We start from the raw sequence: 18,112 nt of genomic DNA, 5'->3' as shown, positions 1-18,112 counted from the left end.
ATTACATCAGGGCCATGAACACAATAATAATGTGCTCAATAAATAGGCCGAATATATGAAGGCAATGACTCTATTACCAAACGTGTAAAATTACTTGCAAACTGGGTGGGTCCATATATGACGAAGTTGCTCAAATCTCATCGGCTTTCAATGTGTTCGTTGGCAAGGTGCACGAGATTATTACTCAAACAGTGAATACGGGTGTTGAATTAAATAGCACCGCTATTGGGCTTCGTGAACAGTCGCAGCAAGCATTGCAAAGAGGACAAGAGCAGAACGAACAAACCATGTTGGTCGTGACATCTATGAATGAAATGATCGCCACGGTTAATGAAATTGCGTCTAGCGCGGCTGGTGCTGCAAGCGCGGCAAACATGGCGGCGAGTGAAACTCAAGAAGGTCACAAGACAATCGAGAAGACCACAAATTCGATTGCAAACCTTGAAGCCGAAATGAATAGTGCTTCTAACATCATCGTGAGCCTTGCTGATAATACTCAGTCGATCGGTACTATTCTTGACGTTATTCGAGGTATCTCTGAGCAAACAAACTTGCTTGCACTCAACGCTGCGATTGAAGCTGCACGTGCTGGTGAAGCTGGTCGAGGCTTTGCGGTTGTTGCTGATGAAGTTCGTAACCTTGCGACAAAAACAGCACAGTCGACCGATGAAATTGACACTATGATCAACCAACTTCAAACCGAAGCTAAGAACGCTGTTAGCTCGATGAGTAATAGTAAGAACCTAATTGAAGAGGGTACGACTGAAACTGAAATGGCTCGCCAAGCTTTGGAAAAGATTTCAACGCAAGTTTTGGCTATTCTCGATATTAATACGCAAGTCGCAACGGCAACGGAGCAGCAGTCAGCGGTAGCGAATGAAATTAATATGAACATGGATACGGTTAATAGCTCAGTCAAAAATGGTTTGAGCGCCAGTGAGAAGTTAGAGCAATCAAGCCAGCAGTTGGCAGAGTTATCACAAGTTCTCGATCGTTATGTCGGTTCATTTAAAATCTAGAACTCCCAACATATCTCTTTAAGAGATGTGTTGAGCCTCCAGTAATTTAATAGCGCTTATGTCATACATGAGCGCTATTTTTTTGCGATATGCCGACGCAGATACTCCGATAGAACGCAACAGAAATGAAGAATGTACCTGCAGTGTACTATCGAAAATTTGATCTATTTAGAACAACGCGATCAAATAAGACAGTGACAGCAGGCACTTACTTTTATTCCCGCATGCGTAAGTTCAAAAAATCGACTAAACAGCAGCTCTGACACGACACATAAGGTGTTCCGCATCGCATCGCGATGTATAGTTATTGATAGTTTGTTCAGTAATTGTATCTATTGTGGTCAGTTGATGTGGGTGTCATGAAGAAAAACGGATTTACTTTAATGGAATTAATCATCGTGATCGTGATACTCGGAGTATTAGCGGTAACGGCTGCTCCAAGATTCCTTGGTATTCAGCAATCAGCGAGAGAAGCTGTACTTGAAGGTGTTGCGGGTGCGATGGAAGGCGTGATCACGCAAGTGACTTCTAAAGCTATTATCGCAGGGCTTGATCCTAGTGCGGAAAATCCAGATGACCAAGGTGACTATGTTATCGATTTCGGTATCGGTCGCGTTGAAGTAGATTGGGGGACGCTTTGCCCTGAAAGTGAAGGGGACAAAGGTGACGAACTTGATATGATTGATTTTCTGACACTGTCTGAAGATGATAATTTAACATCGGCTGTTGGAAACCGACACACTGTCGTTGGGTACACTCATTCATTTAGTGAAGCAGACCTTGATAGCAACAATCTAATTGACGATGCTTTGCCTGCTGGGTGTTATGTTATCTATGATTCTTTTGGTGGGCGAGTTACCGGAAATGAATGTCCAGCTGGTGGTTGTGAATGTACCGTTCGTGTAGTGAACGACGAATGTTAACCAGATCAGCTAAACGATTCTATTTAGATTAAAGCTTATTCGAATTCAATAAAAAAGCGCGTTATTACCAAATGGCAATAACGCGCTTTTTTGTATTAGCTTATTGGTCTATCTTAGCTTGCTATTGCAACATCTGCTGGTGACAAGTCACGCTTCTTAATTACGTATCGCAAGCGAATTAACATCAGCGTCGCTGAAACGCTTAATCCCGTTAGAATACCAATCCAAAAGCCTTCTTCACCCATTGCTGGAACAATGTGGTCTGTTAAGCCCAACACCATGCCAAGTGGTAGTGCCAAGCCCCAGTATGAAGCGATAGCTAAAATCATCGGGATCTTGGTGTCTTTATAGCCACGCAGTGCGCCGTTAGCAGACGTTTGCAATGCATCGCTGAATTGGTACATCGCCGTAAAGGTCAACAATACCGCTGCCGTAGCGCTTATTGCAGGGTCGGTCGTGTAAAGTCTAATGATCCACTCAGGGAACAGCAGGAACATCGCAACCGAAAGCAATGAAATTAACGCTGCAACCAAGATACCGACTTTGCTGCGCTCAATCGCTCCGAGTTCGTCTTTCTCGCCTAATGCATGTCCAACACGAATCGTAATGCCAAATGAGATACTCATAGGAATCACGTAAGTTAGGCTTGAGATGTTAAGTGCAATTTGTGCCGCTGCCACGTTCTCTGCACCAATACGACCAATCATCAGTGCGATTACCGCAAAGATACTGCCACACACCGCGATGTTCATCCCGATAGGTAAACCTAATCTTAGAAGGTGAAGCATCTCTTTTGCTTTTGGTTTAGCGTCTGCAAAACTAATAATGGTTTTGTAGTGGTGATGACCTTTAATGTAGGAATACAGCATTCCTGACATTAACCAATAAACCAAGCTTGTCGCCCAGCCACAACCCACAGCGCCCATTTCAGGGAAGCCAAACTTACCGTAAATAAGCACGTAGTTGACCGGAATATTCACCAACAAACCAACCACAGAAATGATCATCGGCACTTTGGTGTTGTTCATACCCTCACAGAAGCCATTCAAGGTGTAGAACAGGGCAATACCCGGCACACCAAAGGCGAGGGCGAACGCATAATCACTGCCAATTGGAATGATCTCAGCGGCAACACCAATCCATTCTAAGATCGGTTTCGCACTCACTAAATAAGCGATAAGTAATACGCTAGCAATTAATGCCAACCAAACCATCTGGAAGAATTCAACAGAGATACTTTGAAAGTCGCGTGCACCGCGGTGGTAAGCAACAACGGGTGTTAAGGCCATAATCACACCACGTAGTAGCAGCAATACAGGAATCCAAAGGCTTGTGCCGAGTGCAATAGCGGCGAGGTCGGCAGGGCTTACTTGGCCAGCCATTGTCGTATCGACAAATCCCATCGCTTGGGTAGCTATTTGAGTCAAAATGATTGGAACCGAAAGATGCATAAGCGCACCCGATTCACGAGTAAAAGGACGAAATTTCGTTAGCATGGAAGTTCACAACACCAATATAAATACACGAATGATGGCAGGATGGCCGGTGTGCATTTTAGGATGTGCCCCGTTGGGCGGGCGACAATATAAACACCTTACCGTATAGGGTCAAGCTTTGGATTTATAGAGTTTCACTTGCTCCGAGGTACGGATAGGTTCTGATGGTTACAACACGGGTTTAACGCGCGTAAGTTCATGATTTCGTGGGAATCATGCTAGATGGATAATTTATATATTTGCCACGCTAATCACTAAGGTTGTGGTATAAGTGATTGTTATGGAAAGACAAAGGCTAGTACAATTGGTGACTAATGAACTAGGCAGAATTTTCTGTAGCACAGCTGTTATACAAATACAGGGATGAAAATGGAAATTACAGTTAAGAAAATATCGAAAAGGTCTCTTTTCAAAATGCTCTTTATCGGCTTTAGCCTGAGCTTCTTTGTCTTCTTTTTAGTATGTGGTATCGCATCTATATTTGATGCGGAGACTGTAAAGTGGGATGAAACACCAGTAACGGGCATATCAGGCCTGCTGCTCGCCTTGGCAATGTGGCCAATATTTAGTTTGTTTCTAACATTATTTATGTGGTGCTTTGTAGCATTTGGCTTGTGGATTTACTCTTTGGTTAAACCTCTGAACCTGCTCTTTAAAGAAACTGCAGAGCACAATTAACCACTTGTATAACAAGAAGGTTAAGTTTGATTCACAATGTTTGGCACTTTCAATTCAAGCCGATTTTGAGTTTATGGCAAAATGGATTAGCCAAGGTGTTAGCATTCAATTGAGGTAGTAATGTACGAAGTTGTTTATAATATAAAGTTTGAAGGGTTGTGGTCACTTTGTTTCGCTCTTCCCGGTTTGTTATTTATATATATTTCGGCTGAAGGTTATAAAAATAGAAAGAAATTATCCAGCTGGGATGTGCAAGTTGTTGGTAAGCCAGCGACTGAACAAAGCATAGGTATGGTTTTTAAAATACTCCTTACTTTTCAGTGCTTTGGACTGCTTTAAGTGGGGGCAGCTTAATAGTTCAATTATATTCCCTTTTATCTGATTACGGTCAGGGTGAATATGATGTTGTTGAAGGAAGTGTTGAGAACTTTAACCCGATGCCTTATGGAGGGCATCAACAGGAAAGTTTTACTGTTGAGGGTGTTAAATTTAGTTATTCAGACTTTAGTATCTCCCCTGGTTTTAATAATACTAAGTCGCATGGCGGGCCTATAAGAAAAGGGTTAAGGGTTAAGGTATCACATATAGATAATGTAATCCTGAAGCTTGAAGTGATGCGCTAAACACCGTGGTTTTTTATGCTACTTAGGTCTCTACTTAAACAGCATAGTTTTCCTATTCTGTTTGATTGTATAAAAGCGACCCTACGGAAATTGTTGGAGGATGTGTCGATGACTTGTCTTAAGTGCCAAGAAAAAAGTGTTACTGATTTTTGTGTCAAAGTGCCTAAAAAATTTCTTTGGTTTTCATGGTATGGATATCAAAGACAGACCTTATGTCGAGAACATTTATTATCGGAATATCGCAAGTCATTTACTACGTCACAAGCACGATTGGTTGTCTTCTCCCCCGACTTTGAATACAAAAGAAAAGGTCTCTATCAATACCTTCCAACTCCATTGCGTAAATTTGAAGAGTTTGCCCTTCACGATAATAAACAAGGGGAAAGAAAAGACGATTTAATTGCTCTGAAAGAGACCTTTCGAAAATTACGTGGGTTTTGCGAGAAATGCGGCAAACCGGCACAGGTTGCTTTTTTTGCACTGGTTCTTTTGCATGGGAACAAAAACCTTTTTCACCATGCACGACAAGTGATCAGGTCATCATTTCTTCTATCTGTGCGCAGCCTGAAATTCTGTGTATGCAGTGCTGTTATTCGCAGGTTGAACCCTCATTATCCGCGTGCGATTTAAAGCGAATTGGTGGAATTCACGCTCTTCCTCAACATGGAGAGCATTGTTTAATTGGGGTTGAAGAATGAAACATGATTATATTTTGCAGACCCGGTTAAAGATGGGGCACACAAATATTACATACTAGTTCTGTTTTTGATTGTCTCTAAGGCACTGTCGAAAGCGTCCCTTAAGGGCTCAGCTCAAATTTATTGCCACAAAGCCAGTAGAAAAACAAAAAGACCAATCCCAAGCGTTACTTTTAGAAGCAAGCCAAGAGGGGCTCCACCTTTTGGCGCTTTATTGCAACATCCCATAATCAGTTCCTAATTCATCGTTGGTTTCACTCAACCATAAACCTTTCCCTTACGGTAAGGTCAATGCTTTCTTAGTCATATAATCTGAAAAACAAAAAAGCGAACCAAGTGGTTCGCTTTTGTTTATCTAAAATCTACAAAAATTAGTCTTCGTAGTTATCGATGCTTGGGCAAGAACAGATTAGGTTACGGTCGCCGTATACGTTGTCTACACGGTTAACTGTTGGCCAGTACTTCGAGTTCTTCGTTGCTTTCGATGGGAAGCAAGCCAGTTCGCGAGAGTAAGGGCGATCCCATTCTGCGCCTGAAAGGTCAACTTGTGTGTGCGGTGCGTTCACTAGAGGGTTGTTGTCTAGTGGCCATTCACCGGCTTTCACTGCTGCCATTTCGTGACGGATTGCGATCATCGCTTCACAGAAACGGTCTAGCTCTTCTAAATCTTCTGATTCAGTTGGCTCTACCATTAGTGTGCCAGCTACTGGGAAAGACATAGTAGGCGCGTGGAAACCGAAGTCCATTAGACGCTTAGCAATATCTTCTTCGCTGATGCCTGTGTCTTCTTTAAGTGGACGAATATCGATAATACATTCGTGCGCTACGCGGCCGTTAGTGCCACGGTAAAGAACAGGGTAGTGAGGACGTAGTTTCTCCATCACGTAGTTCGCGTTCAGAATCGCTACTTTAGTTGCGTCTGTTAGGCCAGGTTCGCCCATCATTGCGATGTAAGCCCAAGAGATCGGTAGGATTGAAGCACTGCCTAAATCTGCTGCTGATACCGCGTAGTCTGAACCTTGTACACCGTTTTCGATGTGACCTGGTAGGAAAGGTGCTAGGTGCGATTTAACACCGATAGGACCCATCCCCGGACCGCCACCACCGTGTGGGATACAGAATGTTTTGTGTAGGTTCAAGTGAGATACGTCTGAACCGATGAAGCCAGGTGAAGTTAGACCTACTTGAGCGTTCATGTTCGCGCCGTCTAGGTAAACTTGACCGCCCGCTGCGTGTACTTGTTCACACACTTCTTTCACTTGCTCTTCGTATACGCCGTGCGTAGAAGGGTAAGTGATCATGATGCTTGATAGGTTTTCTTTGTGCTTCTCGATTTTCGCTGCTAGGTCTGTCATGTCGATGTTGCCATCTTCATCACACTTAACAACCACTACCTTCATTGAAACCATTGATGCTGTTGCAGGGTTAGTACCGTGCGCAGAGCTTGGAATCAGACAAACGTTACGGTGAGCTTCACCGCGGCTTGCGTGGTAACGTTGAATCGCGATTAGACCTGCGTATTCACCAGATGCACCAGAGTTAGGCTGTAGTGAGAAATCGTCGTAACCAGTGATTTCACATAGCTTCTCTTTAAGATCTTTTGCTAGTGCTGTGTAACCCGCCGCTTGCTCTAGAGGTGCGAATGGGTGAATTGAACCAAACTCAGGCCATGTTACTGGAATCATCTCAGCAGCAGCGTTCAGCTTCATCGTACAGCTGCCCAGTGGGATCATGCCGTGCGTTAGTGAGAAGTCTTTGTTCTCAAGCTGTTTTAGGTAACGCATCATTTGCGTTTCGCTGTGGTGCGTGTTGAATACTGGGTGAGTTAGGAACTCTGATTCACGACGGCAGTTTTCTGGAATTGCGGCAAACTCGTTTGATGCAATGTCAGAAGATAGTGCTTGAACGTCTTCTTTCACGTCGAAGATTGCGAACAGTGCGTTCACGTCATCGATCGTTGTTGTTTCATCTAAGCTGATACCGATCTTACCCTTAAGAAGGCGAAGGTTGATGTCTGCTGCTTGCGCTTTCGCGTACAGTGCATCTGTCTTCTCTTCAGAGTTGATCGTGATGGTATCAAAGAAGCTGTTGTTCGTTAGCTCGTAACCCGATTTAGTCAGGCCAGCCGCTAGGATAGCTGTCATGTGGTGTGTACGACGAGCAATAGTACGTAGGCCTTCTGCACCGTGGTAAACCGCGTAGAACGACGCCATGTTTGCTAGAAGTGCTTGAGCTGTACAGATGTTCGATGTCGCTTTCTCGCGGCGGATATGTTGCTCACGAGTCTGCATTGCCATACGTAGCGCTTGGTTACCGTGAGTATCGATAGATACACCGATTACACGACCTGGCATTGTACGCTTATGCTTTTCACGAGTACCCATGAATGCAGCGTGTGGACCGCCGTAACCCATAGGAACGCCGAAACGTTGCGCTGAACCGATTACTACGTCTGCGCCCATTTCGCCAGCAGGCTTAAGTAGAGCAGAAGCAAGTAGGTCAGTAGCCACTGTAACCAGTGTTTTGTTAGCTTGAGCTTTCGCAATGATGTCTGTTAGGTCACGCACTTCACCCGTTGTACTCGGGTATTGAAGAAGCGCACCAAATACGTCTTGCTCTGGAAGTGTTTCAAGAGCACCAACCATTACTTCAAAACCGATGTACTCAGCACGAGTTTTAACAACTTCTAGTGTTTGAGGGTGAACATCATCAGCAACGAAGAATACTTTGCTCTTGCTTTTGCCAGCACGCTTACACAGTGTCATAGCTTCGCCAGCCGCTGTCGCTTCATCAAGAAGGGATGCGTTCGCGATTTCCATACCTGTTAGGTCCATTACCATTTGTTGGTAATTGAGTAGAGCTTCAAGACGACCTTGAGAAATCTCTGGTTGGTATGGTGTGTAAGCTGTGTACCAGCCTGGGTTCTCTAAAACGTTACGTAGAATAACGTTTGGAGTGAATGTGTTGTAGTAGCCTTGGCCAATGAAAGTACGTTTCACTTGGTTTAGGTTAGCGATCTCTTTAAGAGAGGTCAGCATGTCCATTTCGCTCAGTGGCGCAGCAAGTGTCATTGGTTTTTCAAGACGGATTTGTGCAGGAACCGTTTCGTCGATCAGAGCGTCTAAGCTAGTCGCGTTGATCGCATCAAGCATTTTTTGCTGGTCTGCTTTATTAGGGCCGTTATGACGAGCAACAAACTCGTTTTGAGTACCCAAGTCTTTTAGTAATTGGCTTTGAAGTAATTCAGTCATGATATGTTCTACTTTCTCTTTGGAGCCGTGAGCTAGCCCCTAAAATTAAGCTGCTCCAAAGAGCAGCTTTATCGTAATGAGGAACCTATTAGTCTTCTTCGATAGAGCTTAGGTATTCTTCCGCATCTTTAAGGTTGTTTAGTTCAGACGCATCAGACATCTTCACTTTAACAATCCAACCACCTTCATAAGATTCTTCGTTAATTAACTCAGGGCTATCTTCTAATTCTTCGTTGATTTCTACGATTTCGCCAGAGATTGGTGCGTAGATATCAGAAGCTGCTTTCACTGATTCAACTAGAGAGAAGCTTTCGCCAGCTTCGATTTCGTCTCCAGTGTCAGGCAGGTCAACAAACACAACGTCACCTAGCATCTCTTGAGCGTGCTCAGAAATACCGATAGTCACAGTACCGTCACCGTTGTCTTTTACCCACTCGTGGCTGTCTGCAAACTTTAGTGTATTGTCCATTGCTTATTCTCCAAAAATTTATGAGGTTTTAATTTAAATCTTAAAAACGGTTTAACGATAAAGAGGGAAGCGTTTGCAAAGCTCTTTAACTTGCTTGCGAACACGTTGCTCAACTTCAGCGTTGCCTTCAGGGCTTTCAACTAAGCCATCAAGTACATCGCCGATCCATTCACCGATAAGTTTGAATTCTTCAGTGCCAAAACCACGAGTGGTCCCAGCTGGCGTGCCTAAACGGATACCAGAAGTAATCATAGGCTTCTCTGTATCGAATGGTATGCCATTTTTGTTACATGTGATCCCTGCACGCTCTAATGCTTCTTCAGTTACGTTACCTTTCAAGCCCTTAGGACGAAGATCAACCAGCATTAGGTGCGTGTCAGTTCCGCCTGTCACAATGTCACAACCGCGAGTTTGCAACACTTCAGCAAGAACTTTTGCGTTGTCGATCACTGAATCAATATAAGTATTAAATTCTGGGCCAAGTGCTTCGCCAAACGCCACTGCTTTAGCCGCGATAACGTGCATTAGTGGGCCGCCTTGAAGGCCAGGGAACACTGCAGAGTTGATCTTTTTGTTGATGTCTTCGTGATTCGTAAGAATCATACCGCCGCGTGGGCCACGAAGTGTTTTGTGCGTTGTTGTAGTAACAACGTGTGCGTGTGGTAGTGGGCTAGGGTGAGCACCTGTCGCGATAAGACCCGCGATGTGTGCCATATCAACCATTAGGATAGCGCCAACTTCGTCAGCGATTTCACGGAACTTAGCGAAATCAATAACGCGTGGGATAGCACTACCACCAGCAATAATCATTTTAGGTTGGCTTTCGATAGCTAAAGCGCGAACCGCTTCGTAATCGATTTCTAGAGTTTCGCGGTCTACGCCGTATTGAACGGCGTTGAACCATTTACCAGACATTGCTGGGCGCGCACCGTGTGTTAGGTGGCCACCAGCGTCAAGAGACATACCTAGGATAGTGTCGCCAGGTTGAAGTAGCGCAAGTTTAACTGCACCGTTTGCTTGAGCGCCAGAGTGAGGCTGTACGTTTACGTATTCACATTTGAACAGCTGTTTAGCGCGTTCAATCGCGATAGCTTCAACTGTATCTACGTGCTCACAACCACCGTAGTAACGACGGCCAGGGTAGCCTTCTGCGTATTTGTTGGTTAGGCAAGTGCCTTGAGCTTGCATTACTGCTTTAGAAACGATGTTCTCAGAAGCAATAAGTTCGATTTGTTCGTTTTGACGAGTGTTCTCTGCTTGGATGCCAGCAAATACTGCGTCGTCAGTACCAGATAGGTTCGTAGTGAAAAAACTGTCTAAGCTATGGTTTTGGTAAGCGTTCATTGTCGAGACCTTTCATTAAGCTAATGGTGATTATTTTTATAGTCCATTAGGTCTTACGTTGATTTCTGCATCGGTATCGTTTGCGCTATATAGGTATAGATAAACGTGAATTGCGTTATAAATATACTCTTACAGCGTCTAAGCGATCGTTGTAGGGTCAATGCAGCACGAATTGTTTCCCAAAAAGTTCGGGTAAAAAACAGCTTTTACAAATGTTAAATCTATCATTTGCTGCAAGCCGAAGTAGCATCTCTTCATCTAACAAGTCGATAACATAGCTCCGATAAAATCAATTTTCAACAAAAATTTCCAATAGGAAACAACTTTTCTTGTTTTGCTACGGGGAGCACGCTTTATTTCTCTGTGTGCTCTTTAATCAACAAAGCGCTTCATGCAACAATGAAATTAATAGACAGGAAGCAAGAATTTAATGAGGGACCTATGTCAGAAGACATTTATGATGAGTACCCATCTTTAACGTTGGCGAAGGAAACGTTAGACCAGAATATCGAACCACTTAGGCTTGGCCAGCGTATTAAAGATATCCGCGGCAAGCTTGGGATTACGTTAGAAGAAGCGAGCCAACGTACTGGTTTAGCTCGCTCTACGCTCAGCAAAATTGAGAACGAGCAAATCTCGCCAACCTTCCAAGCGATGCAAAAACTAGCGATGGGCTTACAAATAAACATGCCCCAACTGTTTGAGCCACCAAGGAAAAAGGTAGCAACAGGGCGTCGTGACTTAACTAAGGCTGGTCAAGGTAAACCTCACCCAACCCCAACGTACGAGCATGAACTGCTTGCAACAGAGCTGTCTAATAAGAAGATGATGCCCTTTAAGAGTCGCGTGAGAGCGCGTACTTTTGAAGAGTATAACGATTGGGTACGTCACGACGGTGAAGAGTTTTTGATGATCATCTCTGGTGATGCGATGTTCTACTCAGAATTCTATGAACCTGTGCCAATGAGTGAAGGTGATAGCATGTATTACGATGCCAATATGGGTCACATGCTTATCTCGACCAGCGCAGAAGACGCGCTCATTTTGTGGGTGACAGCAAAATAAATTAACAAAGTTGGAATTTCTTATAGTGAATGCAACCGTTTGCTATTGTTTCTAACGTTTGCCAATAGACGCGATATTGATGTGATAATCATCAATATCGCGTTTTTGTATGCATCGAAAAATTGTTTTTAAATTGTTAAATGTCACATTTTGAACTGTTTTACTATTGTTAAGGGTGTAAAACTGACTCAGGCTTGTTTATTATAGTGAACACGGTTTACTCATGTTGATTGAAGTTTACTGAAGTGAATTCTTAGAAAGTGACTTGTAGAGCTTTTGTACAGCTAACCTGATTTATCAAGCTAACGATATAAGCCTATATAAAAGACATCACTTTTTACTATCTACTGTTTCTAAGGTTAAGACGTCAAGGTGACTAACGCGAATACGCTGAGGTGACTAATGATGAGACTTATCGTTAGAGGCGACTCTAAATAGAGATATAAGCGGCAGACTCGACTTTGGACAGCCTGCAACGCTTCATGGAGAAGAAAATGACTCAAGAACACGCTAATCAAGACCTACTAACAACACCACTGCATGCACTTCATGTTGAAGAGGGTGCAAAAATGGTTCCTTTCGCTGGCTACGATATGCCAGTTCAGTATCCACTAGGTGTAAAGAAAGAGCACTTACACACTCGTGATGCTGCCGGTCTTTTTGATGTTTCTCACATGGGGCAACTTCGTCTTCATGGCGCAAACGCAGCAGCTGTCTTAGAATCTTTGGTTCCTGTAGATATTATTGACCTTCCTTCTGGTAAGCAGCGCTATGCGTTCTTTACCAACGAGCAGGGCGGCATTATGGATGACCTGATGGTGGCTAACCTAGGCGATCACCTGTTTGTTGTTGTGAACGCGGCTTGTAAAACACAAGATATCGACCACCTAACTGCGCACCTTCCAGCTGACGTAGAAATGGAAGTGATTGATGATCGCGCTCTATTAGCACTTCAAGGCCCTAAAGCGTCTGAAGTTCTTGCTCGTTTCCAACCAAGTGTTGCAGACATGCTGTTCATGGACGTTCAAAAAGTCGATATCGACGGCGTAGAGTGCATCGTAAGCCGCAGTGGTTATACCGGTGAAGACGGCTACGAAATCTCAGTACCGAACGATCACGCTGAAGCACTTGCTCGTAAACTAACATCAGAAGCAGAAGTAGAGTGGATTGGCCTTGGTGCTCGTGACTCACTTCGTCTTGAGTGTGGTCTATGTTTATACGGTCACGACCTAGACACAACAACTACTCCAGTTGAAGCTAGCCTTCTATGGGGTATTCAAAAAGTTCGTCGTACTGACGGTGAGCGTGCAGGCGGTTTCCCAGGCGCTGATATCATCCTTGAGCAAATCGCAACGAAAGATGTTCAACGTAAGCGTGTTGGTCTAGTGGGTCAAACTAAAGCACCAGTACGTGAAGGTGCAGAGCTGTTTGATGCTGAAGACAACAAGATTGGCGTTGTAACAAGCGGTACTGCTGGCCCTAACGCTGGTAAGCCTGTTTCTATGGCTTACGTTCGCACTGACCTAGCGGTTATTGGCACTGAAGTATTCGCTGACGTTCGTGGCAAGAAGCTACCAATGACAGTAGAAAAAATGCCTTTCGTACCTCAGCGTTACTACCGTGGCTAATCTCTTTTAAGAGAAACCACTAAGCTAAATCAAAGCCTATTGTTTGCTTCTCTGTATTTGAGGGTGTTAACGGTAGGCTTTTTTGTTTTTCGCAACGTATAAAACTTAGGATGATTGGTTGAGATAAGTTGTCGATAAATCCGTTTATAAAATGAGAGATGTGGCCATATCGTTACAAATACTTACTATACTCAGGGTTACGCCGTGTTATGGTGTCCACATATCATTTTTATAAATAAGTCGTAGCGGTTACAAGGAGTTAACTATGAATGTGAACTATGCAGTGAGTCCGGTTCGTAAAGCCGTTTTAGGGCTATTAGCGCCATTAATCTATACATCAAGTGTTATGGCGACAGAAAACTCGGTCGAAAGTACTCCTAATACGGGTGTAACACCTTATATCGTGAATGGTAGCAATGCTTCGGTCACGGAGTTTCCTTCGATGGCGAGCTTGTTCATTGATCGTATTGATTATGACGGTGTTTACTCTACAGGCCCTTACTGTGGAGCAACAATTTTAGATCCAACGCATATTCTAACCGCAGCGCACTGTATCTATGGTGACGAGAGTGCACAGCTTTTTACTGTTGTCGTCCCTCAACTACAAGACACTTCTCAATTCCCAAATGGAAGCATTGAAAAGGTTCGAGTTTCTGAGGTGTTTTATCCTAGTAATTATTCAAATAGCTTGAACGATTTATTACGTAATGACGTAGCCATTTTAAAACTTGAAAGTGCGCTCAACATAGATTCCGTTAATGATATTGTGAAGCGACCAACTTCTGAGGGCTATCGTAGTTCTTTAGAGACGTATACTGCTGTGGGTCACGGTGATACACGTTCTGGATTTGACGGCACTACCTTATTACAAAAAGCAGATCTTAATTATGTAGATAATGCGACTTGTGCAACGGCCGGTTTTATTGATGATGCAGCTTTAACTAACAAACAGATCTGCTTTAATGGCAACTACAGCTCATCTACCGGACTATTCAATGGCACCTGCCAAGGTGATTCAGGTGGTCCAGTTTACTGGAGAGATGGTGTTGACTATAGGCAGGTTGGAATCACTAGCTTCGGTCCAGGGACATGTGGTGGCACCTCCACCATAACTTCTGTATTCACAGAGATCTATGACTATAAAGATTGGATTGATAGTGTGATTGCAGGAACTGAAACCGCTAAATTTGTTTCAACAGACGCGAAACGTACTGCTTATGCTGGTACAACTTCATCTGGCTCTGGTGGCAGCGGTGGCAGTGTATCATTTGGCTTGTTAGGTGCGTTGATGTTACTAGGTGGGTTTAGACGAGTGATATCTCGTTAGATTACTACTTCCTTATCTTAGTTAAACAAACGGCCAGTCATTAAACAATGACTGGCCGTTTTTGTTTTGTTCTATTCGTTTAAGCCGTTGAGAGTTTGGTGCTACTCGTTGATATCAATAGACTAGACGCACAAACCAGAAGACACTTTTCTACTGTACCCTTCTAGAATCTCATCCATCTCTTTTATTGCATCGTTGATGCTTTTAATACCGCCTTGCGCGACATCTTTTTCATTTTGGTTCAACGCAGAAAAAGCCTGTCTTAATTCCTTGTCTTCCAACATGTTCCCGTGCAACAACACTTCTTTGTAAGTGAGTAGCCTATGCTGTACCGCGATAATTTGATGGCGGGTATTTTCTGATTCTAATGCGTGCTTGATGCAAGGAAACGCCAATGTATAGCGATTCGCAATTTCCAATTTGACGCCTTCATTATTCGCAATTTGCAATTTTTCTTATTTCCCAACACTTGAATATTCAAGTTTACTAGCCTGTACGCTCACGACCGATCTAAGTGTGAAAGTTTATGAAACGTAACGTTTTTTAATAATCGAATAATATGCCTTTAATGGCGTATGTAAACCGTTGCGAGTCAATATGGTCTGCTTCTTGCTGAAATTAGGTCATAACTGTCTATTGAGGATAAGCTTATGTCACAAGAACCCATAATCATGGCGCTGATTGATCGCAGGAAGCTCGCCAATTTGTCCCAGGAAAAATTAGCCTCAAGTGCGGGAATGAGTTTAAAAACCTATCAACGAATCGAACGTGGTGAAGCTGATATCAAAATGTCTCAGTATCGTTCGCTCACGAGGACGTTGAAAGTTACCGATTTGGATGTGGTACTGGATGTCGTTGGCGCATCACAAGCGACAGCGGAAGACGTAGCGGCGGTCAGTCGTTTACTGACCAGCGAAGAGCGCATGTTGTTAATCAAGCTGATTTTGTCGGTCAAAAAACAGCAGTAGAGTTTTGTTCCATTAGGTTATTTTGGAATACCTAGCTTTCTAATACCTAGATTTCGAATGCCTAGCGTTCGAACTAATAGGCTTCCAATCAATACTTCGAACAAATAGCCTGCGAATAAATAGCGTTAGAACGGTTGTTTGATGGGTGACGTGTTCACTGATGAAATCAAAAACTATTCTACTCTTCCGCGCAGTTGCTTGGTGGTGCTTCTTTGTTTCTTTCCTTCTAAACGTCTTTTCTGAGAGCCACGTGTCGGCTTAGTTGCTCGTCTTACTTTTTGAACCTTTGTTGCTTCCAAGATAAGTTCTTTCAAACGCACCAAAGCGTCATCACGGTTTTGTTCTTGAGTTCTATACTGCTGCGCCTTAATGATAATCACGCCATCTTTAGTGATGCGGCTATCTTTGTGTGCTAGCAGTTTCTCTTTATAGAAATCTGGTAGGGTGGAGTGCTTGATGTCAAAACGCAAATGTATCGCACTTGATACTTTATTGACGTTCTGACCGCCGGCTCCTTGTGCTCTGATCGCTGTTAACTGGAGTTCCCAGTCTTGAATCGAAACAGAGTTAGATATTTGTAACATAAACATCCATTTTGAACGGTAATATGGGGTCATGATACTGAATATTGGTTATGGTATCAGTAACTTTCTCAAAGAGTGGTAGTAGTGATGAAAATAGATTTAACGGCATATGAAGGATTAATCTTTGATATGGACGGTACGTTGATCGATACAATGCCAGCACATGTAAAGGCGTGGCAGCAAACGGCTGAAGAATTCGGTTTTCATTTTGAAGCGTCTTGGCTGCATAGCTTAGGTGGCATGCCGAGTTATAAGATCGCGGGTGAGGTGAACAGTAAATACGGTTTATCGCTCGACCCACAAGCGGTTTCTACGTTTAAGATGGCGTCGTTTGCTGCGATTGAAGACAAAGGAGATATCATCCCTTGTACGCATTCTCTGTTATTAGAAAATTTAGGTAGCAAGAAGATTGCCGTCGGGACGGGTAGCCAACGTAAAAGTGCAGAACAGTTGTTGGACAAAACAGATATCTTGAGCAAGCTCGATATCCTAGTGACAGCAACAGACGTTAAGAATCACAAACCCAACCCAGATACCTTCTTAGATGCGTGTTTTGGTATGGGATTACAGCCAAAGCAGTGTGTTGTGTTTGAAGATACGAACTTAGGTAAACAAGCCGCTCATGCTGCGAAGATGGATTGTATTCTGGTGGTAGAAGGGAACAAGTTAGAGTTTTACCCGGCCCCAAGTTGATCGAGAGCCTAACAAGAGTGCTTGTACTATCTATTGTTAGGCTATTTCACTCATTTCTTTGTCTAGGAATAAGCATACATTGTTTCTACCTGCTGCTTTAGCTTCGTATAACGCTAAATCAGCGCACTTGTAGTTCAGCGCTGGATCATTGGTGATGTTAGTAATGCCGCCACTCACAGTGACTACGTTATCGAGTTCAAGGCTGACAGCAATTCTCAGCCTGTTGAGAACGTATTCAGCTCCTTCCGTTGTGGTGTGAGGCAGAATAACACCAAACTCTTCGCCACCAATGCGAGCAACAAAATCTGTTTCACGGCATTCACGCTGAAGTACTTGAGCGACTGTTTGAATGACTCGATCACCGTAATCGTGCCCAAATCTGTCATTAATACGTTTGAAGTAGTCAATATCCAAGATAGCTAAGCAAGATTGCTCGCGAGTAGGGTAACGATTAACACGAGAACATTCGTCACGAAGTTCAAGGTCAAATTTTCTTCGATTCCAGCAACCAGCTAATGCGTCTTTTTCACTTAGATTTCTGAGCTTTTTTTCGAGTTCTTTGTGTTTACTAATATCGACAAAAGAAGCGACGTAAAACTGAATCACATCTTTCGAATCTTTGATAGTTTGGATTCGTAGTATTTCAGTGATCAAAGACCCGTCTTTACGGCGATTGACCACTTCACCTTCCCAAACTCCCGTCTTAGTGATAATGCTCCACATCTTGATGTAGAACTCTTGATTGTAGCGACCAGAGGCAAACATCGAAGGCTGACGTCCTTTTACATCTTCCAAATCGTAACCACTCACGCGAGTAAACTCTTGGTTTACTTTGATGATTCGGTTATTTCGGTCAGTAATTACCAAGGCTGACATGCCATTCATCGCGGCTTTAGCCAGTTGGCTATCGATGCTGTTCTTTTTGTGGTTACTGTTCCAAAGTACAAAACCAGCCGAAATCATCGAAATTAAGAAAGATAAGGTAATGATCTGCACGAATATGGCTTGTTTTTCTTGTCGGTATTGGCTGCTAAATTGTTGGTTTTCAACATGAAGAACCAAATAAATTGGTCCTTTAAATTGCTTTATTTTAGGGCTGATATCTGAGTGAAAATACCAGTTTTTACCATCAAAGTAGCTAGAAGAGGTATTTTCTTGAATGGCTTTCCAAAGCTCTGGGTAAAGCTTCGCATAGGTTTTATCTGAACGAGATTCAATAAGATGCCCAAACGATTCTTCGATATCAGGGCCCATGATGACATGTCCGGTTCTGTTAAGAATGACAGGGACGGCTGATGATGTACCGATTTGATAAAGAAGGCGGTCGTAGACCTCGAGCATATTAA

Annotated in this window: 16 protein-coding genes and 1 pseudogene; 10 read left to right on the top strand and 7 right to left on the bottom strand. The window is 43.4% G+C overall.

The genetic code is table 11. The annotated features are described in order from the left end of the window. Positions 1–119: 119 nt before the first annotated feature. Both H5300_RS19975 and H5300_RS19970 read left to right on the top strand, forming a co-directional pair. A pseudogene (locus tag H5300_RS19975) lies at positions 120–1,019 on the top strand (methyl-accepting chemotaxis protein); the annotation flags it as partial. 359 nt (positions 1,020–1,378) lie between these two features. After that, a complete protein-coding gene (locus H5300_RS19970; protein WP_259397809.1) occupies positions 1,379–1,942 on the top strand; it encodes a type II secretion system protein in 564 nt (187 codons plus the stop codon). 113 nt (positions 1,943–2,055) lie between these two features. Here the strand turns inward: H5300_RS19970 and H5300_RS19965 are convergent, their stop codons facing one another. Next, complete coding sequence (locus H5300_RS19965; RefSeq protein ID WP_182796689.1) at positions 2,056–3,438, bottom strand: MATE family efflux transporter; 1,383 nt, start codon at positions 3,436–3,438, stop codon at positions 2,056–2,058. A gap of 363 nt (positions 3,439–3,801) precedes the next feature. On the opposite strand from H5300_RS19965, the gene H5300_RS19960 reads away from it, so the two are divergent. The 3 genes from H5300_RS19960 to H5300_RS28030 all read left to right on the top strand — a co-directional run bounded on the left by H5300_RS19960 (position 3,802) and on the right by H5300_RS28030 (position 5,369). Further along, on the top strand, positions 3,802–4,116 hold the full coding sequence (locus H5300_RS19960; protein WP_182796688.1) for a hypothetical protein: 315 nt from the start codon (positions 3,802–3,804) through the stop codon (positions 4,114–4,116). A gap of 120 nt (positions 4,117–4,236) precedes the next feature. Further along, positions 4,237–4,455: a hypothetical protein gene (locus H5300_RS28035; RefSeq protein WP_259397808.1), complete on the top strand. Its 219-nt coding sequence runs from the start codon at positions 4,237–4,239 to the stop codon at positions 4,453–4,455. A gap of 392 nt (positions 4,456–4,847) precedes the next feature. Continuing rightward, entirely contained in the window at positions 4,848–5,369 is a 522-nt protein-coding gene (locus tag H5300_RS28030) for a hypothetical protein (protein WP_259397806.1), read from the top strand. 439 nt (positions 5,370–5,808) lie between these two features. On the opposite strand, the gene gcvP is transcribed toward H5300_RS28030, so the two are convergent. The 3 genes from gcvP to H5300_RS19935 form a co-directional block, all read right to left on the bottom strand. Beyond that, on the bottom strand, positions 5,809–8,688 hold the full coding sequence (gene gcvP / locus H5300_RS19945; protein ID WP_182796687.1) for an aminomethyl-transferring glycine dehydrogenase: 2,880 nt from the start codon (positions 8,686–8,688) through the stop codon (positions 5,809–5,811). 88 nt (positions 8,689–8,776) lie between these two features. Next, the gene (gene gcvH, locus H5300_RS19940) at positions 8,777–9,157 is read right to left on the bottom strand and encodes a glycine cleavage system protein GcvH (protein WP_004730871.1); all 381 of its coding nucleotides are present in this window, start codon (positions 9,155–9,157) and stop codon (positions 8,777–8,779) included. A gap of 51 nt (positions 9,158–9,208) precedes the next feature. Continuing rightward, positions 9,209–10,501, bottom strand: a complete 1,293-nt coding sequence (locus H5300_RS19935) for a serine hydroxymethyltransferase (RefSeq protein WP_017059848.1) — start codon at positions 10,499–10,501, stop codon at positions 9,209–9,211. A gap of 441 nt (positions 10,502–10,942) precedes the next feature. Here H5300_RS19935 and H5300_RS19930 point away from each other — a divergent pair, with 441 nt between their 5' ends. The 3 genes from H5300_RS19930 (at position 10,943) to H5300_RS19920 (ending at position 14,521) form a co-directional block, all read left to right on the top strand. Further along, positions 10,943–11,566, top strand: coding sequence for a helix-turn-helix domain-containing protein (locus H5300_RS19930; RefSeq protein ID WP_182796686.1), 624 nt, complete (start codon positions 10,943–10,945; stop codon positions 11,564–11,566). 494 nt (positions 11,567–12,060) lie between these two features. Continuing rightward, positions 12,061–13,194 (top strand): glycine cleavage system aminomethyltransferase GcvT, encoded by a 1,134-nt coding sequence (gene gcvT, locus H5300_RS19925; protein WP_029221995.1) that lies wholly within the window; start codon positions 12,061–12,063, stop codon positions 13,192–13,194. A 265-nt stretch (positions 13,195–13,459) separates the two neighbouring features. Then, complete coding sequence (locus tag H5300_RS19920) at positions 13,460–14,521, top strand: trypsin-like serine protease (RefSeq protein WP_182796685.1); 1,062 nt, start codon at positions 13,460–13,462, stop codon at positions 14,519–14,521. A gap of 122 nt (positions 14,522–14,643) precedes the next feature. Here H5300_RS19920 and H5300_RS19915 read toward each other — a convergent pair whose 3' ends face one another. Further along, positions 14,644–14,970 (bottom strand): hypothetical protein, encoded by a 327-nt coding sequence (locus H5300_RS19915; protein WP_182796684.1) that lies wholly within the window; start codon positions 14,968–14,970, stop codon positions 14,644–14,646. A gap of 201 nt (positions 14,971–15,171) precedes the next feature. On the opposite strand from H5300_RS19915, the gene H5300_RS19910 reads away from it, so the two are divergent. Then, positions 15,172–15,489 (top strand): helix-turn-helix transcriptional regulator, encoded by a 318-nt coding sequence (locus H5300_RS19910; RefSeq protein WP_004730913.1) that lies wholly within the window; start codon positions 15,172–15,174, stop codon positions 15,487–15,489. Between the two features lie 173 nt (positions 15,490–15,662). Here the strand turns inward: H5300_RS19910 and arfB are convergent, their stop codons facing one another. Continuing rightward, on the bottom strand, positions 15,663–16,073 hold the full coding sequence (gene arfB, locus H5300_RS19905) for an alternative ribosome rescue aminoacyl-tRNA hydrolase ArfB (RefSeq protein WP_004730912.1): 411 nt from the start codon (positions 16,071–16,073) through the stop codon (positions 15,663–15,665). A gap of 87 nt (positions 16,074–16,160) precedes the next feature. Here arfB and H5300_RS19900 point away from each other — a divergent pair, with 87 nt between their 5' ends. Beyond that, positions 16,161–16,766, top strand: coding sequence for a beta-phosphoglucomutase family hydrolase (locus H5300_RS19900; RefSeq protein WP_029224228.1), 606 nt, complete (start codon positions 16,161–16,163; stop codon positions 16,764–16,766). A gap of 36 nt (positions 16,767–16,802) precedes the next feature. On the opposite strand, the gene H5300_RS19895 is transcribed toward H5300_RS19900, so the two are convergent. Further along, on the bottom strand, positions 16,803–18,112 hold a 1,310-nt coding region (locus tag H5300_RS19895), incomplete at its 5' end, for a diguanylate cyclase (protein ID WP_182796683.1).

The sequence above is a fragment of the Vibrio sp. SG41-7 genome (assembly GCF_014164465.1).
Lineage (GTDB): Bacteria > Pseudomonadota > Gammaproteobacteria > Enterobacterales > Vibrionaceae > Vibrio > Vibrio splendidus.
This window is presented reverse-complemented; position numbering and strand designations above follow the sequence as displayed.